At 71.0% G+C, this 17,079-nt stretch carries 18 protein-coding genes; 14 read left to right on the top strand and 4 right to left on the bottom strand.

Annotated elements, in window-relative coordinates:
• The first annotated feature begins 2 nt into the window (after positions 1-2).
• Both OIU81_RS02380 and OIU81_RS02375 read left to right on the top strand, forming a co-directional pair.
• Positions 3-845, top strand: coding sequence for a patatin-like phospholipase family protein (locus OIU81_RS02380; protein ID WP_329154854.1), 843 nt, complete (start codon positions 3-5; stop codon positions 843-845).
• Positions 846-927: 82 nt separating this feature from the next.
• A complete protein-coding gene (locus OIU81_RS02375; RefSeq protein ID WP_329143278.1) occupies positions 928-1,782 on the top strand; it encodes a spermidine synthase in 855 nt (284 codons plus the stop codon).
• A gap of 24 nt (positions 1,783-1,806) precedes the next feature.
• Here OIU81_RS02375 and OIU81_RS02370 read toward each other — a convergent pair whose 3' ends face one another.
• Positions 1,807-3,093, bottom strand: coding sequence for an MFS transporter (locus tag OIU81_RS02370; protein ID WP_443073918.1), 1,287 nt, complete (start codon positions 3,091-3,093; stop codon positions 1,807-1,809).
• Between the two features lie 238 nt (positions 3,094-3,331).
• Here OIU81_RS02370 and OIU81_RS02365 point away from each other — a divergent pair, with 238 nt between their 5' ends.
• Entirely contained in the window at positions 3,332-3,787 is a 456-nt protein-coding gene (locus OIU81_RS02365) for a DUF4442 domain-containing protein (RefSeq protein WP_329143274.1), read from the top strand.
• 276 nt (positions 3,788-4,063) lie between these two features.
• Positions 4,064-4,714 carry a DedA family protein gene (locus OIU81_RS02360; RefSeq protein ID WP_329143272.1) on the top strand — a complete coding sequence of 217 codons (651 nt, stop codon included), beginning with the start codon at positions 4,064-4,066 and terminating at the stop codon, positions 4,712-4,714.
• Between the two features lie 100 nt (positions 4,715-4,814).
• Here the strand turns inward: OIU81_RS02360 and OIU81_RS02355 are convergent, their stop codons facing one another.
• On the bottom strand, positions 4,815-5,024 hold the full coding sequence (locus tag OIU81_RS02355; RefSeq protein WP_189096091.1) for a hypothetical protein: 210 nt from the start codon (positions 5,022-5,024) through the stop codon (positions 4,815-4,817).
• Between the two features lie 105 nt (positions 5,025-5,129).
• Positions 5,130-7,175: an ATP-binding protein gene (locus OIU81_RS02350; protein ID WP_329143270.1), complete on the bottom strand. Its 2,046-nt coding sequence runs from the start codon at positions 7,173-7,175 to the stop codon at positions 5,130-5,132.
• Between the two features lie 293 nt (positions 7,176-7,468).
• Between OIU81_RS02350 and OIU81_RS02345 the strand changes: the two genes are divergently transcribed.
• The 9 genes from OIU81_RS02345 (at position 7,469) to OIU81_RS02305 (ending at position 15,511) form a co-directional block, all read left to right on the top strand.
• A complete protein-coding gene (locus OIU81_RS02345; RefSeq protein ID WP_329143268.1) occupies positions 7,469-8,464 on the top strand; it encodes an alpha/beta hydrolase in 996 nt (331 codons plus the stop codon).
• Positions 8,465-8,593: 129 nt separating this feature from the next.
• Positions 8,594-8,950, top strand: coding sequence for a DUF4333 domain-containing protein (locus tag OIU81_RS02340; protein WP_329143266.1), 357 nt, complete (start codon positions 8,594-8,596; stop codon positions 8,948-8,950).
• A 429-nt stretch (positions 8,951-9,379) separates the two neighbouring features.
• Positions 9,380-10,606, top strand: coding sequence for an ATP-binding protein (locus OIU81_RS02335; protein ID WP_329143264.1), 1,227 nt, complete (start codon positions 9,380-9,382; stop codon positions 10,604-10,606).
• Positions 10,603-11,016: a roadblock/LC7 domain-containing protein gene (locus tag OIU81_RS02330; RefSeq protein ID WP_329143262.1), complete on the top strand. Its 414-nt coding sequence runs from the start codon at positions 10,603-10,605 to the stop codon at positions 11,014-11,016. The genes OIU81_RS02335 and OIU81_RS02330 overlap by 4 nt, the downstream gene beginning before the upstream one ends.
• On the top strand, positions 11,013-11,393 hold the full coding sequence (locus OIU81_RS02325; protein ID WP_329143260.1) for a DUF742 domain-containing protein: 381 nt from the start codon (positions 11,013-11,015) through the stop codon (positions 11,391-11,393). The genes OIU81_RS02330 and OIU81_RS02325 overlap by 4 nt, the downstream gene beginning before the upstream one ends.
• Positions 11,368-11,958 carry a GTP-binding protein gene (locus OIU81_RS02320; protein ID WP_329143258.1) on the top strand — a complete coding sequence of 197 codons (591 nt, stop codon included), beginning with the start codon at positions 11,368-11,370 and terminating at the stop codon, positions 11,956-11,958. The genes OIU81_RS02325 and OIU81_RS02320 overlap by 26 nt, the downstream gene beginning before the upstream one ends.
• A 10-nt stretch (positions 11,959-11,968) precedes the next feature.
• The gene (locus OIU81_RS02315) at positions 11,969-13,339 is read left to right on the top strand and encodes a cytochrome P450 (RefSeq protein ID WP_329143256.1); all 1,371 of its coding nucleotides are present in this window, start codon (positions 11,969-11,971) and stop codon (positions 13,337-13,339) included.
• 222 nt (positions 13,340-13,561) lie between these two features.
• Positions 13,562-14,695: a cytochrome P450 gene (locus OIU81_RS02310; protein WP_329143254.1), complete on the top strand. Its 1,134-nt coding sequence runs from the start codon at positions 13,562-13,564 to the stop codon at positions 14,693-14,695.
• 54 nt (positions 14,696-14,749) lie between these two features.
• Positions 14,750-15,511 carry an enoyl-CoA hydratase/isomerase family protein gene (locus OIU81_RS02305; protein ID WP_329143252.1) on the top strand — a complete coding sequence of 254 codons (762 nt, stop codon included), beginning with the start codon at positions 14,750-14,752 and terminating at the stop codon, positions 15,509-15,511.
• 88 nt (positions 15,512-15,599) lie between these two features.
• Here the strand turns inward: OIU81_RS02305 and OIU81_RS02300 are convergent, their stop codons facing one another.
• The gene (locus OIU81_RS02300) at positions 15,600-16,139 is read right to left on the bottom strand and encodes a gamma carbonic anhydrase family protein (RefSeq protein ID WP_329143249.1); all 540 of its coding nucleotides are present in this window, start codon (positions 16,137-16,139) and stop codon (positions 15,600-15,602) included.
• 138 nt (positions 16,140-16,277) lie between these two features.
• Between OIU81_RS02300 and OIU81_RS02295 the strand changes: the two genes are divergently transcribed.
• Entirely contained in the window at positions 16,278-17,048 is a 771-nt protein-coding gene (locus OIU81_RS02295; protein WP_329143247.1) for an acyltransferase, read from the top strand.
• The last annotated feature ends 31 nt before the right edge of the window (positions 17,049-17,079 follow it).

The raw sequence follows: 17,079 nt of genomic DNA, 5'->3' as shown, positions 1-17,079 counted from the left end.
TGATGGCGGGTACGGCACTGGTCCTGGGCGGCGGAGGGCTCACCGGCATCGGCTGGGAGATCGGTGTGCTGGCGGGTCTGGCCGAGGCGGGCATCGGTCTCGCCGACGCCGACGTCGTCATCGGCACCTCCGCCGGATCGATCGTCGGCGCCCATCTCACCTCCCGGCAGCTCGCCCTGGAGGAGATCTACGAGCGCCAGCTCGCCGTGCCCGCATCCCGCTCGGCGGAGCGGATGGGCCCGGCCGCACTCGCCCGGTTCGCGACCATCGCGCTGCGCTCCCGGGACACCGTGTCCTTCGGCGTACGGATGGGGAAGCTGGCCCTCGCGGCCCGTACCGTTCCCGAGGAGACCCAGCGCACGGTCATCGCCCGGACCCTGGAGCTGGCCGACTGGCCGGCCCGCCGGCTGGTGATCACCGCGGTGAACGCGGCCACGGGGGAGCGGACCGCCTTCGACGACACCAGCGGTGTGCGGCTGCTCGACGCGGTGGGCGCGAGCTGCGCGGTCCCCGGTATCTATCCGCCGGTCACCATCGACGGCACGCGCTGGATCGACGGCGGGGTGCACTCCAGCGCCAACGCGGATCTGGCCGCGGGCTGTGAGCGGGTGGTGGTCGTCGCGCCGATGGCGGCCTCCGGCGGGCCGATCGCCGGGCCCCGGGCGCAGGGTGCCCAACTGGCGCGCCAGGGTGCCCGGGTGTGCGTGATCACCCCGGACCGCGCGGCCCGGTCGGCGTTCGGCCGCAATGTCCTGGATCCCGCCCGGCGTGCGGACGCGGCTCGTGCCGGGCGCCGGCAGGCCGCGTCCCATCTGGCGGAGATCCGGCAGGTCTGGCCGGACTGACCGCCCGCCCCGGGGCCGGTAACGGGGGCGAGGTGGCCCGCACCGGCACCAGCGCCCGGGGCCGGACGGGCACAATCGGACGGTGGACCGAGCACCTGAGCCGATACCCGTCACCCGGACCGTGGACTGCGGCACTGCCAAGCTGCTGCCGGATGTCGACCGGCGCCGGGCCTGGCTGCTCACGGTCGACGGGGCGCCGCAGTCGTACGTGGACCTCGACGCTCCGCTGCATCTGGAATTCGAGTATGTGCGCCGGCTGGCCTTCGTCCTGGACGAGGTGGCCGCCCCGGGGCAGCCGCTGGACGTGCTGCACCTGGGGGGCGGGGCGCTGACCCTGCCCCGCTATCTCGCGGCCACCCGGCCGCACTCCCGGCAGGAGGTCATCGAGGCCGACCGCGCCCTGCTGGCCCTGGTGGCGGAGCACCTGCCGCTGCCCGGGAACTGCGGTGTCACGCTGCACGCCCAAGACGCCCGTATGGCGCTGGAGGCGGCCCCGGAGCGGAGCGCCGACGTGATCGTGGCGGATGTCTTCGGCGGCTCGCGGGTGCCGGCGCAGCTCACCTCGATCGAGTACGCGCGGGCCGCCGCCCGGGTGCTGCGGGAAGACGGCTGCTACGCCGCGAACCTCGCGGACAGCGCGCCGTTCGGCTTTCTGCGCGGTCAACTCGCCAATTTCGCCTCGGTCTTCGAGCATCTGGCGCTGATCGCGGAGCCCTCGGTGCTCCGCGGCCGCCGCTTCGGCAACGCCGTGCTGCTCGCCTCGCGCACGCCGCTCCCGGTCGCCGCGCTGGCCCGGCGGGCGGCCGGCGACGCGTTCCCGGCCCGGGTGGAGCACGGTGCGCGACTGCGGCGGCTGATCGCGGACGCGGCACCCGTACGCGATGCCGAGGCGGTGGCCTCGCCGGTGCCTCCGGACGGTGCGTTCAGCGTCGGCTGAGCGCGGACCCGCCGCGGCCGCGGGTCACGGCGTCCCCGACGTCTGCGGTTCCTGCGCACCGGCCGCGTGGGAGTCCGCCCGCCCGGCCGCGGGCTCCGGGTCCGTGCGCCGGGTCAGCTGCCGTACGCCGGGAACGCACAGCACCGCCGCCGTCAGCAGCACGATCAGCGCCGAACAGCCCCACAGCGCGGCCCTCGTGCCGATGAGGTCCTGTACCGGGCCGGCCAGTGCGGTGGCCGCCGGGACCATGGCCAGGGAGCCCAGCCAGTCGTAGGACGAGACCCGGGAGAACTTGTCCTCGGGGATCTCCTGGTGCAGCGCCATCATCCACGTCACCGCGAAGACCTCGATCGCGACGCCGGTACCGAACATGATCACGGCGAGCCCGGCCGTCGGGAGGGGCACGGCGAGCGCGGCGGACGGGAGGGCGAGTGGGAAGACGCACAGCGCACCGGTCAGCAGGAGCCGGCGCGGTCGCAGGCGGGTCATCAGCAGGGCGCCGCCCGCGGTACCCGCGCCGAAGGCGGCCAGCGCCAGCCCCCAGGGGCCGGGGCCGCCCAGATACCGGGCGGCGACCAGCGGCCCGTAGACCGCCTCGGCGGCCGCGACCATGGCGTTGACGAGGGAGAACTGCAGGACCACCGCCCACAGCCAGGACCGCGAGACGACCTCCCGCCAGCCCTCCCGCAGCTCGTGCAGCATCCCGCCGCCGGCGGCCCGCAGGGGAACTCCGCTCACATCGAGGAACGCACGCAGCGCCGCCGCGAGCGCGAACGCCGCGGAGTCGACGGCCAGCACCCAGCCCGGGCCGACGGCGGCGACCAGGGCGCCGCCGAGCGCGGCCCCGCCGATGTTCGCGCCGTTCATGCCCATCCGGTACACGGCGAAGGCGCGCCCCGCGTGCTCGCCGGAGACCCCGGCGAGCACCATGCCCTCGGAGGCCGGCGCGAAGAACGCCTGCCCGGTACCGCCCAGGGCGGCCAGCAGCGCCATCTGCCACAGCCGTGGCTCCCCGGTCAGGACGAGCAGCGCGAACAGGCCCTGGGAGACGCAGTTGAGGGCGTTCGCGGCGACCATCACACGGTGGCGGGGGAGCCGGTCGGCGATCGCGCCGCCGATCAGCAGGAAGAGGAGCAGCGGGACCGTGCGGGCGGCCGCGACCAGGCCGACCTCGGTGGCGGTGCCGCCGGCGGCGAGCACCGCGAAGGCGGTCGCGATCAGCGCACCGGAGCTGCCGAGGCTGGTGATCACCGTGGCGCCGGTGAGCAGCAGGTAGTTGCGTCCCGCCCAGGCGGGACGGGCTCTCACCAAGGCCGGGTGCCCGGGGAGGGGGCGGTGGGGGACGGCCTGCGGCACGGGGAACCCGGCGCGTGGTGCCGGTGGTGTGCCGGGTACCTCACCCGTGCTTCTGCGCTGTGTTGTTGTCCTGGCCGCATGGGCGCTCACGATAGGCGGCGCGGGCCGCGGCGTGCACCCGGATGGTCGCGGGGCGCGACGCCCGGGCGGCGCGGCCCTTCCCACCTAAGCTACCGCTAGGTAACATGACCCCATGTCCTCCGAGACCCTGCCGTCGATCGGCGAAATGATGGCGGCCTCCGTGCCGATGGTCCGCACCCTGAACCTCGAGTTCACCGAGACCACCGCCGAGCGCGCCGTGGTCCGCATGCCCGACCAGTCCGACTTCCACAACCACGTCGGCGGCCCGCACGCCGGCGCGATGTTCACCCTCGCCGAGTCCGCGAGCGGGGCGATCGTGATGACCGCCTTCGGCGACCAGCTCGGCCGCGCGGTGCCGCTGGCGGTGCGCGCCGAGATCGGCTACAAGAAGCTCGCCATGGGAGCGGTCACCGCCACCGCGGAGCTGGGCCGGCCGGTGGCCGAGGTGGTCGCCGAGCTCGACGCCGGTGAGCGCCCGGAATTCCCGGTGAACATCGCCCTTACCCGCGAGGACGGCGCGGTGACCGGCGAGATGACCATCGTGTGGACCCTGCGCCCCAACAAGTGAGCCGCTTCACCGAGTGAATCGCTTCACAGCCCAGTTCTCCCCCGGCCCGCCGTGTCACCGCACGGCGGGCCGTCGCCGTCCCGGGACGGCCCGGCCGCGCCGGCAGGGTCCCCGGTGGCGGAGGTCGCCCACCGCGGGACGAATCGGCCCACGACCGACCCGATCGAGTACGCTTCCCGGGCGCGCCCCGGGCGTGCCAGGGGGATCGAGCGGCGACGGTGTCAGGGGCACCGGGCCACGGCCCACGGGGGCCCTACTTCAGCGGAGGAACCGGTTTTGCACATCCAGGAGTGGCTCGAGACGGTACCGGCCGTGAGCGTCTACCTCCTGGTGGGGGTGGTCATCGGACTGGAGAGCCTCGGCATTCCGCTGCCCGGTGAGATCGTCCTTGTCAGCGCGGCGATCCTCGCCGCGACCCAGGACCACATCAACCCGTTCGTGCTCGGCGCCTGCGCGTCCATCGGCGCGATCCTCGGGGACTCCGCCGGCTATCTGATCGGCCGCAAGGGCGGCCAGCCGCTGTTGCACTGGGCCGGCCGGAAGTTCCCCAAGCACTTCGGCCCCGACCATGTCGCCATGGCCGAGGAGAAGTTCGACAAGTGGGGGATGTGGGCGGTCTTCTTCGGCCGCTTCATCGCGCTGCTGCGCATCTTCGCCGGCCCGCTCGCCGGCGTCCTGCGGATGCCGTACTGGAAGTTCCTGATCGCCAACGTCCTCGGCGGCATCATCTGGGCGGGCGGTACGACCGCGCTGATCTACAGCGTGGGCATCGTCGCCGAGCCCTGGCTCAAGCGCTTCTCGTCGTGGGGCCTGGGTGCCGCGGTGCTGTTCGGCATCGGCTCGTTCCTCTTGATGAAGCACCGGGCGAAGAAGGCGGCCGCCGCCCGCGAGGCGAAGGAGGCCGCGGTCGCCGCCACGGCGGACTGACCGGGGAACCGGGCCGGTGCGGCCCTGCTGCCCGTCCGCGCGGCCGGATCTCCGGACGCCGCACCCGATCGATACTTCACATCGGCGCCGCGGCGGCGGCTCAGGGCATCAGCCAGACGTCCGGCCCGCCGTCGCGCCATTCGAAGACGCCGGTGTCGTCCCAGACGAACCGCGCGGTACCGAAACCGGCCCGGCGCAGTATGGCGGCCACGTCGCCGGGGCGCAGCGCGCGCCCCAGATCCTGTCCGTAGAGCGTCACACGGCGACCGCCCGTACAGGGCGGATGCACGATCACGGGGGCACGCTTCATGTCCTCAGCATGCGACCGGGCCACCGCCCCCGCATCCCGAACGTGGCCGGAACGTCACACAGCGTGCCCCCGCCGCGCCGGCCGGCCGCCGTACGTCCGCGCCGCTCAGGACCGCGCCCGCAGCCGTGAGCCGAACGCCCGGGACCGCACGCCGGAGCCGCCGCCCTGCCACCACGCCTCCTGCCCGTCCCGGCCCGGCGGCGCCCCGCCGCGCAGCTGGTGCCGCAGGCCGGCCAGCAGGGTCCGGGCACCGGCGATGAACAGCGGGTCACCGACGAGCTCGGTGGCCGCCAGGGCCTTGCGGCAGGCACGCAGGGCCACCGCCGGTTTCCCGTGGGCACGTTCGGTCATGGCGAGCGCGTACAGCACCGTTGAGTGGAGCCAGCAGTCGCCGTCGGAGTGCCGGGCCTCCCATGCGCGGCGGGCCGTCGTCCTCGCCCGCCGGGCGTCGAGCGACGAGAGGGCGAGGGCGAGCAGCGCCCCGCTGTGGGCGGGCCCCGGGCCGAACCACGGATCACGGGAACGGTGCCGGGCCGCCTCCTCCAGACACGCCGTGGCAGCCGTGAGGTCCCGCCGGTACAGCGCCAACACACCGTGCGCATGCGCGATCCGGGCCAGCCCGTCGCTGTCCGCATGCATCACCGCCGCCGTCCATGCCCGGTCGAGCAGCGCCCCGGCGGCGGGCGCGTTCTCCTGCGCCGCGAGATACCCGGACAACCACAGGGCACGGGCCCGCAGCGGAGTGTCCTCGGGGGAGAGCAGCAGCAGCCGGTCCAGATGCGCCCGCCCCTGTCGTCGGTGGCCGCAGGCCGCCCAGTGGAACCACAGCGACACCGCGATCTCCAGTGCGTCGAGCGCATCCGCCGCGTCCTGCGGCGGCCGGGTCAACGCCGCGTCGAAGTTGGCCTGTTCGTCCTCCACCAGCCCCACGGCGAGCCGCTGGTCAGGGCCCTGCCAGGCGATCTGGGCCTCGGCCGCGAGCGCCGCGCAGCCCTGCCGGAACCGTCTGAGCGCCGCGGATTCCCCGCCCGCCTCGCGCAGCTGTGTCCGCCCGAAGTCGCGGGCGGCGCGGGGGAGTCGGTAGCGCGGCGGCAGCGCGGCCCCGGTGTCCTCGTGCACATCGCCCGCGTCTCGGACGCGCTCGATGACCGAGGCCGTACGCAGCCGTTCCAGTGCGCCCTCGACCGCGGCCGCAGGAACGTCACTGCTCGTACAGACACAGCCGGCGAGCCAGGAATCGAAATCGCCGGGAAGCACCGAGAGGCAAGCCCACACCTGCCGGTCCACGGGCGAACAGAGGGCGTAGCCGGCCGCCTGCGCGGCATGGAGCGAGGTGTGCCGCGCGGTCGCCGCCGGCCCGGCGTAGAACAGCGGACCGTCCGTGCCCACCTGCGCCGCGAGCTGCGGCAGCGACATCCGGTCCAGTTGCCGGGCGGCCAGCGTGATCGCCAGCGGCGAGCCCTCCAGCGCCTGGCAGACCGCGACCAGCAGCTCGGGCGCCGCGGTCCCGGCCCGGGCGGCCAGCAGCTCGACGGCCGGTCCGGCGATCCCCTCGCCCAGCGTCACCGGGAGCGGCGCGATCTCCACGACCCGTTCCTCGGCCAGCCCCAGTGGGCGCCGCGCGGTCGCGACGATCCGCAGCGCCGGATCGGCCCGCCACAGCCGCCGGACGAGCCGCGCGCACTCCTCGATCCGGGGGTCGCAGTCGTCGAGCAGCACGATCGCCCGGCGTTGCCGGCAGTACGCGGTGAGCGCCGCGAAGCGATCCGTCGCGGTATCCGCCGGGCGGGCCGTGCCGGGCGGTGCGCCGGCGCCGGGGTGAGCCGGCGGCCCGGCGGGCGCGCGGGTGCCGTCCCTGCCGGCCGGTTGTGCCGCGTGCAGCAACGCCTCTGACGGGCCGTCCGGCCCGTCCGATGGGTCGGGCCCGCTTCCGTCCGGCGGCCCGTCCCAGCAGCCGACCCGGATGACCGTGCCGTCGTACCGGGCGGTGCGCTCCGCCAGGACGGCGTGGGCCAGCACGCTCTTGCCGACCCCCGCGGCGCCGGTGAGCGTCACCAGCCGGGCGCTGTCGAGCAGTTCGGACAACTGCTCGTGCTCCACCGCCCGTCCCACCACTCCCGGCAGTGGCCGGCGATCGGCCCACGTGGTCATCGGTCATCCCCCACCACGGCACAGCGCCGCACCCTTGCCAACGGGAATCCACCATGCCAGAACCGACCGTCCGGTAAACAAGCCGAGGGCCTATCGAACGGGGGAAACCCGGTCGGCCCAATTGACGTAACGGAGCGCCCTTTTGAGGCCCGGAAACCGTGGACCGCCAGGTCACGCGGCTGGGGGCGGCGCCGGGCGGGCTCCGGACGATCTTAGAGTGGTGCCTTTCGGCCGGCGCCGTGATGGCAGCGTGGTGCCCGCGGCCGGACCGAGCAGCCAAGGAGAGCGTCCCGATGAAGTGCCTGCGTGTCCGTGCTGGGGTGAGCGTGCTGGCTCTGGCGCTGCTGGCCGGCTGCGGCACCGGCCGGGACATCGTCGACGCCTCGGGGGTGCCGCGGCTGCGGGCCCGCCCCGCGGACGCCAACAACGGCCGGCCCCAGATGGTGCCGCCGCGCGGACCGCGCTCCTCCTTCACCCCGTTCCGGACGACCGGGGACGACGGCACCCAGGTCGTACGGACGACATGGCACGGCCGCAAGTCCGGTTTCACCGGCGACATCTGGGCCTGGGTGCCGCCCGAGTACCACCGGCCCCGGTACGTCAGGAGCGGCTTCCCCGTGCTGATCGCGCTGCCCGGTGCCTACGGATATCCGTTCAACTACTGGGCGGGGGAGCCGTTTTCGCTGGAGGAGCGGATCGCGGAGTGGTCGCGGCAGGGCAAGACGCTGCCGTTCATCCTGGTGATGCCGGTGCTCAACCCCGGCAAGAGGTACTACGACGGCAGCGACATCCCGGGGCAGCCGAAGATGGGCAGCTGGCTCACCGAGGACGTGCCGGACTTCGCGCGGGCCAATTTCCGTACGTACGACAGCCGTGACGGCTGGGCCTTCATGGGGTCCTCGTCCGGTGGCTTCGCCGCCCTGAAGGCCGTCCTCAAGGAGCCGCAGAAGTTCAAGGCGGCGATCGTCAACGGCCCGGACACGGCGCCGGATTCGCCGCTGTGGCGGGGGCACCCGGCGGAGATGCGGGCCAACGATCCACGCCACCTGGCACGGCAGCTGGTCCGGCGGAAGGGCCCGGACGTCTATCTGGCGTTCGAGCTCGGCAGCAGGGAAGTGGCGGTGCCCGATGTGAAGCGCTTCATCGCCGACCACACCGGTGGACCGATCCACTCCACGCTCTTCGACATACCGGGCGGTGTGCACAGCGGCCACACCTACATCCAGCGGATGCCCGAATCGCTGCACTGGATCAGCGAACAGATGCAGGGCCCGGTGCCGTCCCCCTGACGCACCGTCGCCTGGGTGGCGGCACCGCAGGGGGCTCATGTTGCCGACCCCGGACAACCGGTAAGAATTGTCCGTGATCCGGCCGCGCCGCGGCCCGGAGGACCGCGTCCACCCGCGGGAAGGAGAGTCGTGCGCACACTGCGAGCTGTCGGCCTGGCGCTGGTCGGCACGGCTCTGCTGGCGGGGAGCCTCACGGCCGGCAGCCGGTGGCTGCGGGACCGGGACGCCATCAGCGAGGTGCAAAGGACGACCGATACCGTCCCGCGCCACGAGGTCGCCCGGTCGATCTCGGACCATCTGTCGCTGCCGGTGATCCCCAAGGGACCACGATCGGTCGACTGCGCGAGCGATCTGCGCGCCGTCAAGGGGGCGCGGACCCGGTGCACGGCCCACTACCTGCGCGGGACCGACCGCGATATGACCGTGCGCGTCGTCCGGGTCCGCGGTGGCGAGATCACGTACGTGCACGACGCCCCGCATCGCTGAGCCCGGCCGGCCCGTCCACCGTTGCGTTCGCCAAGCCGCGTCGCAGCACGTCAACGGATCGTCAGGATGCGGACGACGGGCTGCCGCCGATCCCGGCGCAAGAGTCCAATGGCCCCAAAGAGGGCCTTTGTTGAATCTCCTTCAGATGAGGAACTGTTCAGATCGCAGTTGGACGATCGCCGTTGTTGTGATGCTAAGATCATCGCACTTGCCAACGGGCTAGTCACCTGCTAAGGCAAGAAAGTAATTCCGCGCATTGGCCTTTGAAAACTGCCACCCCGGGAGCACTATGCCATTAGCCGGCCCTTTGATGGCTTTCTGGCAGGCGACTGCGCGCGGCCGTTCACGTATATCGGGAACCGCGAATGAGCAGATACGTCGCAGCCAGGCAAACGACACCTGGTGGCTCCGTCGTCCGAAGAGAGTCTTATGACGCAATACTTCCAGGATCCAGCGCTCTGGGGATTGATCGCTGGCACACCTGTAGCCGCGACCGCGATTATTCGCGGTCGAAAGAAAATATCGGAGCTTCGAGCAGAAAAGGCTGAACTCAAGCAGCACTACGCCAATCTGGAAGACCGCTACACGGAGGCGGTGGAGGAGGCCAAGGACCGGGCGGAAGAGGCCACCAAGACCACTTTGAAGTCCGCCATGCGGACCCTCCAGGGTCTGGCGAGCGAGCAGCAGCTGGCGATTTCCAAGCTGCAGGAGACCTATGGCGAGCACAAGATCCTTCAGGATCTGCTCGACATCGACCACATGAACTCGCAGTTCGCGCGGCGGGCCCAGTCCATCGCCGTCCTCTGCGACGGCTGGCTCGGCCGGCGACGGCACAACGCCTCGCTCTACGATGTGGTCCGCAGTGCGAAGGGGCGTATTCGCCACTTCACGCGCGTCGAAATCCGGTCGCAGAGCAACTTCGCCATCGTGAGCCGTGCGGTGGAACCGGTCGCGCTGGTTCTTGCCGAACTGCTGGACAACGCCACCAGTTACTCGGCGCCGGAAACGATGATCGAGATCAATATCCGTCCGGTACCCAAGGGCGTCTGCATCGTCGTCGATGATGCCGGTGTCGGTATGAACGAGGAGGAGAAGGCGCGCGCCGCTCAGCTGCTGTCGAGCGAGAATTCCGCCAGCGTCTCCAGTCTCGGTAACCCGCCGCAGTTCGGCTTCACGGTCATGGGTGTGCTCGCCGCCCGCTACGGATTCAGCGTCTCGGTGGATTCCACCTCTCCCTACGGTGGCGTGCGCGCGGTCGTCCTGCTCCCCGACGATCTACTGACGTCCCTGCACGAGCCCGAGGAGAGCCCTGCCGTGGCCGCGTCCGCTCCGTTGCCGCCCGAGAACCCTCCTGGTCATCCGGCTTCCGGCGGTGCCGCCGCGGCTCCCCGGCCCCCCTCCTACCAGCCTCCGGGACCCGTGCCCATGGGGCAGCCGCCGGCTCCCGCAGCGCCGGTCAACGAGACGACCGCCGGCGGGCTGCCGAAGCGTCGCCGTCGTGGTGCGATTTCCATCGTGCCGACCGAGAACGAGACTACGGAAACCCCGGCCCGCGACAGCGCAAAGGCCGCGTCCGTCATGGGCGCATTCCAGCGCGGCACCCAGTCCGGCCGTCGTTCCACCAATGCAAGCGATGAAGGGCATGAGGTTCAGTGAACTACGATCTGTCGTGGATGCTTGACAGTGCTCTGGAACTGCCCGAAGCGCAGCATGCCATTCTCGTTTCCGCCGACGGTCTGCTCATGGCCCGCTCGAAGGACGTCGGCCGGGATCACGCCGATACCGTCGCCGCGGCAATGAGCGGAATGCAGTCGCTGAGCCGTACGGTTGCCGACTTCTGCCATGGCGGGACGGCCGCCAACCGGCCGCAATGGCGGCAGACGCTGGTGGAATTCGACCATGGCTGGGTCTTTCTCATCTCGGCCGGTGAAGGTGCGTATCTCGCCGTTTCGGCGTCGCCCGATGTCGACATGGCGGAGATCACCTTCCGTATGCAACAGCTTGTCGGGCAGCTCGGTAAGGCTTTGACCAGCCCGCCTCGCGAGAGGGCAGATATTCAGTCATGACACATGACGACGAGCCGGAGCTGGAACACGAAGCAGCGGAATTAGTGCGGCCGTACGTCATCACCAACGGCCGCGATCTTCTTGACGGCAGTGAGTTCTCGCTGATCACCCTGGTCACCGTGCATGCGGACCCCCCTCGGACGAAACCGCTCGATCCGGAGAAGCTCCGCCTGCTGGAGCTGTGTTCGGGAGGCTTTCTCTCGATCGCCGAGATCGCCGGGCATACCCGGCTCCCGGTGGGCGTCGTCAAGATTCTGGTGTCCGATCTCGCGCGGGAGGGTCATCTCTACTCCCGCGCGCCTATACCTAGCGCTCAGCTTGTCGACCGGAAAATCCTTGAGGAGGTGCTGAATGGACTCCAGGCTCGCTTTGGATGACGGCGTGTACCTGCGCAATTCAGTGCAGACCGCGGCGAAGATCCTGGTGGTCGGTCATTTCGCAGTGGGAAAGACGACATTCATCGGCACCATGTCCGAGATTCCTCCGCTGCGGACCGAAGAGGTAATGACCCAGGCGGGCGCCGGAATTGACGATCCGAAGGGTGCGCCGGACAAGACCACGACCACGGTCGCCATGGATTTCGGCCGGCTCACCCTCAGCGAGAGGCTGGTCCTCTATCTGTTCGGAACGCCCGGGCAGCAGCGGTTCGTTCAGGTGTGGGAAGACATGACGCGGGGGGCGCTGGGTGCGCTGGTCCTGGTCGACCCACAGCGACTCGACGAGTCTTTCCCTGTCATGGACCTGGTGGAACACTACGGAATCCCGTACGCCATCGCCGTGAACCGGTTCGACGGGACCCCCTCCCATTCGCTCGACGAGATCCGGGAGGCACTGGACCTTCTCCCGGAGACGCCCGTCGTCCACTGTGACGCACGGGACCAGCGTTCCTCGGCCGATTCCCTGATCGCACTCGTGCGATATCTACAGTCCCGCGTCAACTAGGAGCTCAGCCATGCAATCTCACTCGGAATTCCAGACTCCGCCGCCAGGCTGCCCCGCGCACGCCGGCGGCGAAAGGGTGCCCCTGCACGGGCCGGAATTCGCCGCCGCAGCGGACGCGTTCTACGAGACGATGCGGCAGTACGGCCCCAGCGCGCCCGTCGAGCTGGCTCCCGGTGTGGAGGCCGAACTCGTCACGGACTACGCCACAGCGCTCCACGTCCTGCAGAACCCGGACACCTTCGCCCGGGACTCCCGCCGGTGGCGCGCACTGAACGAGGGGCGTGTGCCGCTGGACAGCCCCGTGCTGCCCATGATGATGTACCGGCCGAATTGCATGTTCTCCGACGGCGCCGAGCACCTGCGGCTGCGCCAGGCGGTGACGGAGAGCCTCGCGCGCCTGGACATGCACCGGGTGAGCCGGCATGTCGACCGCGTCGCGGCGTACCTCATCGACCAGTTCGGCCTCCGGGGCAAGGCCGACCTGATCAGTGACTATGCCCAGCTGCTACCGCTGCTGGTCTTCAACGACCTGTTCGGCTGCCCGGCGGAAATCGGCGACCGGCTGATCAGTGCCATCTCCAACCTCTTCGACGGCGTCGATGTGGAGCGGGCCAACGAGGTCATGGCGGGCGCCCTGTTCGAGCTGGTCACGCTGAAGCGCAACGCGCCGGGCGAGGACGTCACCTCCTGGCTGATGCAGCATCAGTCGCGGCTGACCGACGAGGAGATGGTCCACCAGCTCGCCCTGCTCATCGGCGCGGGCACCGAACCGGTGCAGAACATCATCGCCAACGCGCTGCGGCTGCTGCTGTCCGACGAGGAGTTCGCCGGCGGCCCGCAGGGGGGCGGCGACGTCCTGGTCGAGGACGCGCTCAACGAGGTGCTGTGGAACAGCCCGCCGATCGCCAACTACGCCACGCACTACCCGGTGCACGAGGTGAAACTCTCCGGGACCAAGCTGGCGGCCGGCACACCGGTGCTCATCAGCTTCGCGGCGGCCAACGCCGACCCGAGCCTGTCCGCGAGCCGGCAGACGTTCAGCAAGCGGGCCCATCTGGCCTGGGGCGCGGGTCCGCACGCCTGCCCGGCGAAGGACCCCGCGCTGCTGATCTCCATACGGGCGATCGAGAAGCTGCTGAACACGCTGCCCGACATCGAACTGGGCGTCCCCGCACAGACGCTGACCTGGCGGCCCGGCCCGTTCCACCGGGCGCTCAACGCGCTGCCCGCGCGCTTCACCCCGGTACGCAGCGAGCGGCGGGGTCCGCTGCCCGCCGCGGCCGGCGGTGCCGGCGGGGGAGACGCCCGGGGCCGGGAGCAGCAGGGCAAGCCCCAGAAGGGCAGCTGGTGGAGCGGATTCCTCAGCTGGTGGCGGGTGTGAGTTTTACTACAGCTTGAAAGTTCGTTTGTCGCATGAACGTTCGGCGGCAGGGGTATGCAGGGTTGGCGATTAGTGAGTGATCTTCTGAAAGAAGGTGCCGCCTTGCCTCCCGCTCTGGCCACTGCCGCCGTTGACCGGCGCAGTGTGGTTTCGCTTTTTTCCCGCCTGCGCACGGTCGACGGCCAGTCGAATCCGCTGCCGCTGTACGCGAAACTCAGGAAAATGGGAGAGGCCGTTCCGGCGCCCTGGGGCGGCTACTTGACGACGTCATACGGGCTGTGCCACCAGCTTTTGCGAAGTAGATCCTGGCGGGTCCCGGACAGTGCCTGGCGGGCCCGCCAGGGCGACGCGGCCCGCTGGAGTGCGGACGCGTCCCGACAGATGGGCGGCACCCTGCCGATGCTCAACCCGCCGCACCACACCCGGGTGCGGCGGTCGGTGGGCAACGTTTTCGATCGCAACTCCCTGGCCGGAATGAGACCCTCGGTCGAGCAGACGACCCAAAGGCTGCTCGACCGGTTCGAAGCGGAACTCGTGGACGGCCCGGCCGATTTCTGCGCACTGGTCAGCGAAGAACTTCCGGTGATCACCATCGGTGAATGGCTGCAGATTCCGTCGTCCGACTTCGGGCTCCTGCGTTCCCTTACCCACGACCAGGTGTACACCCAGGAATTGTTTCCGACGCCGAGCCAGCTCACGCTCTCCGATGCGTCAACCCACCAATTGCGCCAGTATTTCAGCGCTTTGGTGAACGAGCGGCGAAGGAATCCGGGCAATGACCCGGTCTCGTCCTGGCTCCGTGCCTGGGACGCACAGGAACCCGACCGCGAAGCCGTCGACGAGGCCGTTTTCTCCCTCGCGCTCTTCATGGTGCTGGCAGCGCTGGAGACGACCTCGCACGTCCTGTCCAGCATGGTCCGGCTGCTCCTGGAACACCCCCGGCAGCTGAACTGGCTGCGGCTGCATCCCGAGCAGATACCGGACGCGATCGACGAGGTACTGCGTTACGACGCCCCGATACACATGATCAGCCGGGTCGCGCCCGAGGACACCGAGCTGGCCGGCGTGACCGTCCGCAAGAACGAGATGGTGCAGCTGATGGTCGGCGCCGCCCATCACGACCCGGACCACTTCGCCTCACCCGGAGACTTCGACATCAGCCGGCGGGCCTCCCACCTCAGCTTCGGCGGGGGAATTCACTACTGCCTCGGCAACGCGCTGGCACGTATGGAGGCGGACTGCCTGCTCACCGCCATGCTCGACCGGCTGCCCGGGCTGCGGATCGGCGCACCGCCCGTCTGGGAGCCGCGGGTGGCCTTCCGCCGCCTGATCACTCTTCCGGTCGTCCGTGTCTGACCGCCCCGGCGCACGGGTCTCCCGCACAGCGGGACAACGAAACAAGGAACGCCCATGATGCACGACTTCAAGTCCCTCCTCGTGAGACGGGAAGGCCCCGTCCTCACGGTGCAGTTGAACCGCCCCGAGACGGGCAACGCCATCTCGGGGGAGACCCTCGACGAGCTGCTCGTCGTACTGGGAGCCCTGGACGACGAGTCCGGGATCAGGGTGCTGGTCCTCTCCGGCGCGGGCGAGGACTTCTGTCTGGGCGGTGACCGGGTGGAGTTCCCCGCCCTGCTCGCCGAGGAACCCGGCGGGGTGGGGCTGCGTGCCCTGGGCAACAAGGCGCGGCGGGTGTGCGAGGCCCTCGCGAGCACCGACGTGGTGACCATCGCGCGACTGCACGGCGGGGTGGTCGGTGCCGGCGTGGGGCTCGCGGTCTTCTGTGATCTGCGGGCCGGTGCGGACACCTGCCGCTTCCGGCTGCCGGAGCTGGGTCTGGGTGTGCCGCCGGCCTGGGGCGGGATCATGCCGCGGCTGCTGCACGAGGCGGGTGCGTCGCGGATCCGTGAGCTGATACTGACCGCCGACAACTTCGACGCCGCCACCGCGCAGGAGCTGTCCATCCTGCACAAGGCCGTCCCCGAGGAGCAGCTCGACAGCACCGTCGCACGGTGGATCAAGCCGCTGGTGCGCCGTTCCCCCTCGGCCCTGCGGACCGCCAAGCTGATGCTGAACGCCTACGCCAACGCCAACCGTCTCGCGGACGCCACCCTGTTCGACGCCGAGCTGCTGTCCTCCGCGCTGACCGTCGCCGCCTCCGCCGGGCGCTGAGCCGGCCCGCAGGAACGCTGAGCCGGCCCGCGGCGGCACGGGCCGGCCGCCGGTCTGTGCCGCCGCGGCCGGTCGGCGCCCGGCCGGTTCACTCCTCCTCGGCCGTGACCGTCTCCCGGTGCTGGGCCGCCAGCTCCCCGTACATCGTGGCGTTGACCGTGAGGAGTTCGCGCTCCTCGGTGGTCAGCTCGCGCTTGACCTTCGCCGGCACCCCGGCGACCAGGGAGCCGGGCGGGACTTGCATGCCCTGGGGGACCAGCGCCTGCGCGGCGACCAGCGAACCCGCCCCGATGTGCGCCCCGTTGAGGACGGTGGCACCCATGCCGATCAGGACGTCGTCCTCGGCGGTGCAGCCGTGCAGCACCGCGTTGTGGCCGACCGAGACCCGCGCCCCGACGGTCACCGGGAAGCCGGGATCGACATGGACCGTGCAGTTGTCCTGGATGTTGCTGTCGGCGCCGAGCACGATCGGGCCGCAGTCGGCCCGCAGCACCGCGTGGTACCAGACGCTGGAGCCGGCCGCCATGGAGACCTCACCGAGCACGACGGACGTCGGAGCGGTGAACGCCGAGGGATCGACGTTCGGCGCCTTGCCGTTCACCGCTGAAATCAAAGCCCGTGCCGTCATTCTTCGCTCTCCTTTGCCGTGCTGCGCCGCGACTCCAGCACCGTAGACGACCGCCGCGGTGCCCGGCGGGGGCGGCCGCGGGTGGGGCGAAGATCACAGCACGTCGCGCGGACGGTATCCCGGCGGGCCGATTACGGTGTGCGGGTGCCGATAAACAAGAACGTGTTCTCATCCGTCGCGGCCTGGCGGCGCCGGGCCGTGTCGCGTGCCGTGCACCGCGGCGCGCGCTGGGTGAGGGAGTCCGCGGCGGTGACGGCACAGCGCCCCGGCCCCTACCGCTTCCGCCGGATCGGCACCGGCACCCGGCTCGCCTTCCCGCAGGGCACGGTCTTCGGCGACCCCTGGATCGAGCTGGGTGACCACTGCATCATCGCCCAGGACGTGACGCTCACGGCGGGCATGATGCCGGACCTCGATCTCGGCCCGGACCCGATCCTCACACTGGGCAATGGCGTGGTGCTCGGGCGGGGAAGCCATGTGATCGCCGATGTCCGGCTGACGATCGGCGACGACTGCTTCTTCGGCCCCGGGGTGTACGTCACCACCACCAACCACAGCTACGACGACCCCGAGGTGCCGATCGGCAAGCAGTGGCCGCGCAGCGACCCGGTCACCATCGGCTCCGGCAGCTGGATCGGCACCGGCGCGGTGATCCTGCCCGGCGCGCGGCTGGGCCGGAACGTGGTGGTCGCGGCCGGTGCCGTGGTCCGTGGTGAGGTCCCCGACCACGCGGTGGTCGCCGGCGCGCCCGCCAAGGTCGTCCGCCGCTGGGACCCCCGGGAGGGCTGGCAGCCGCCGCTGCGCACGCCGGCGCCGGTGCCGATCCCGGAGGGCGTCACCCCCGAGCAGCTGCGCGCGCTGGGGGAGTGGCATGCGGCGGAGGCCGGGGAGGCGTACGAGGCGTCCTGACCGGCCGTCAGGCGCGCGTACCGCCGCCGTT

This window comes from Streptomyces sp. NBC_01454 (assembly GCF_036227565.1).
Taxonomy (GTDB): domain Bacteria; phylum Actinomycetota; class Actinomycetes; order Streptomycetales; family Streptomycetaceae; genus Streptomyces.
The sequence above is the reverse complement of the archived record's forward strand: the minus strand, read 5'-3'. Positions and strand labels throughout refer to the sequence as shown.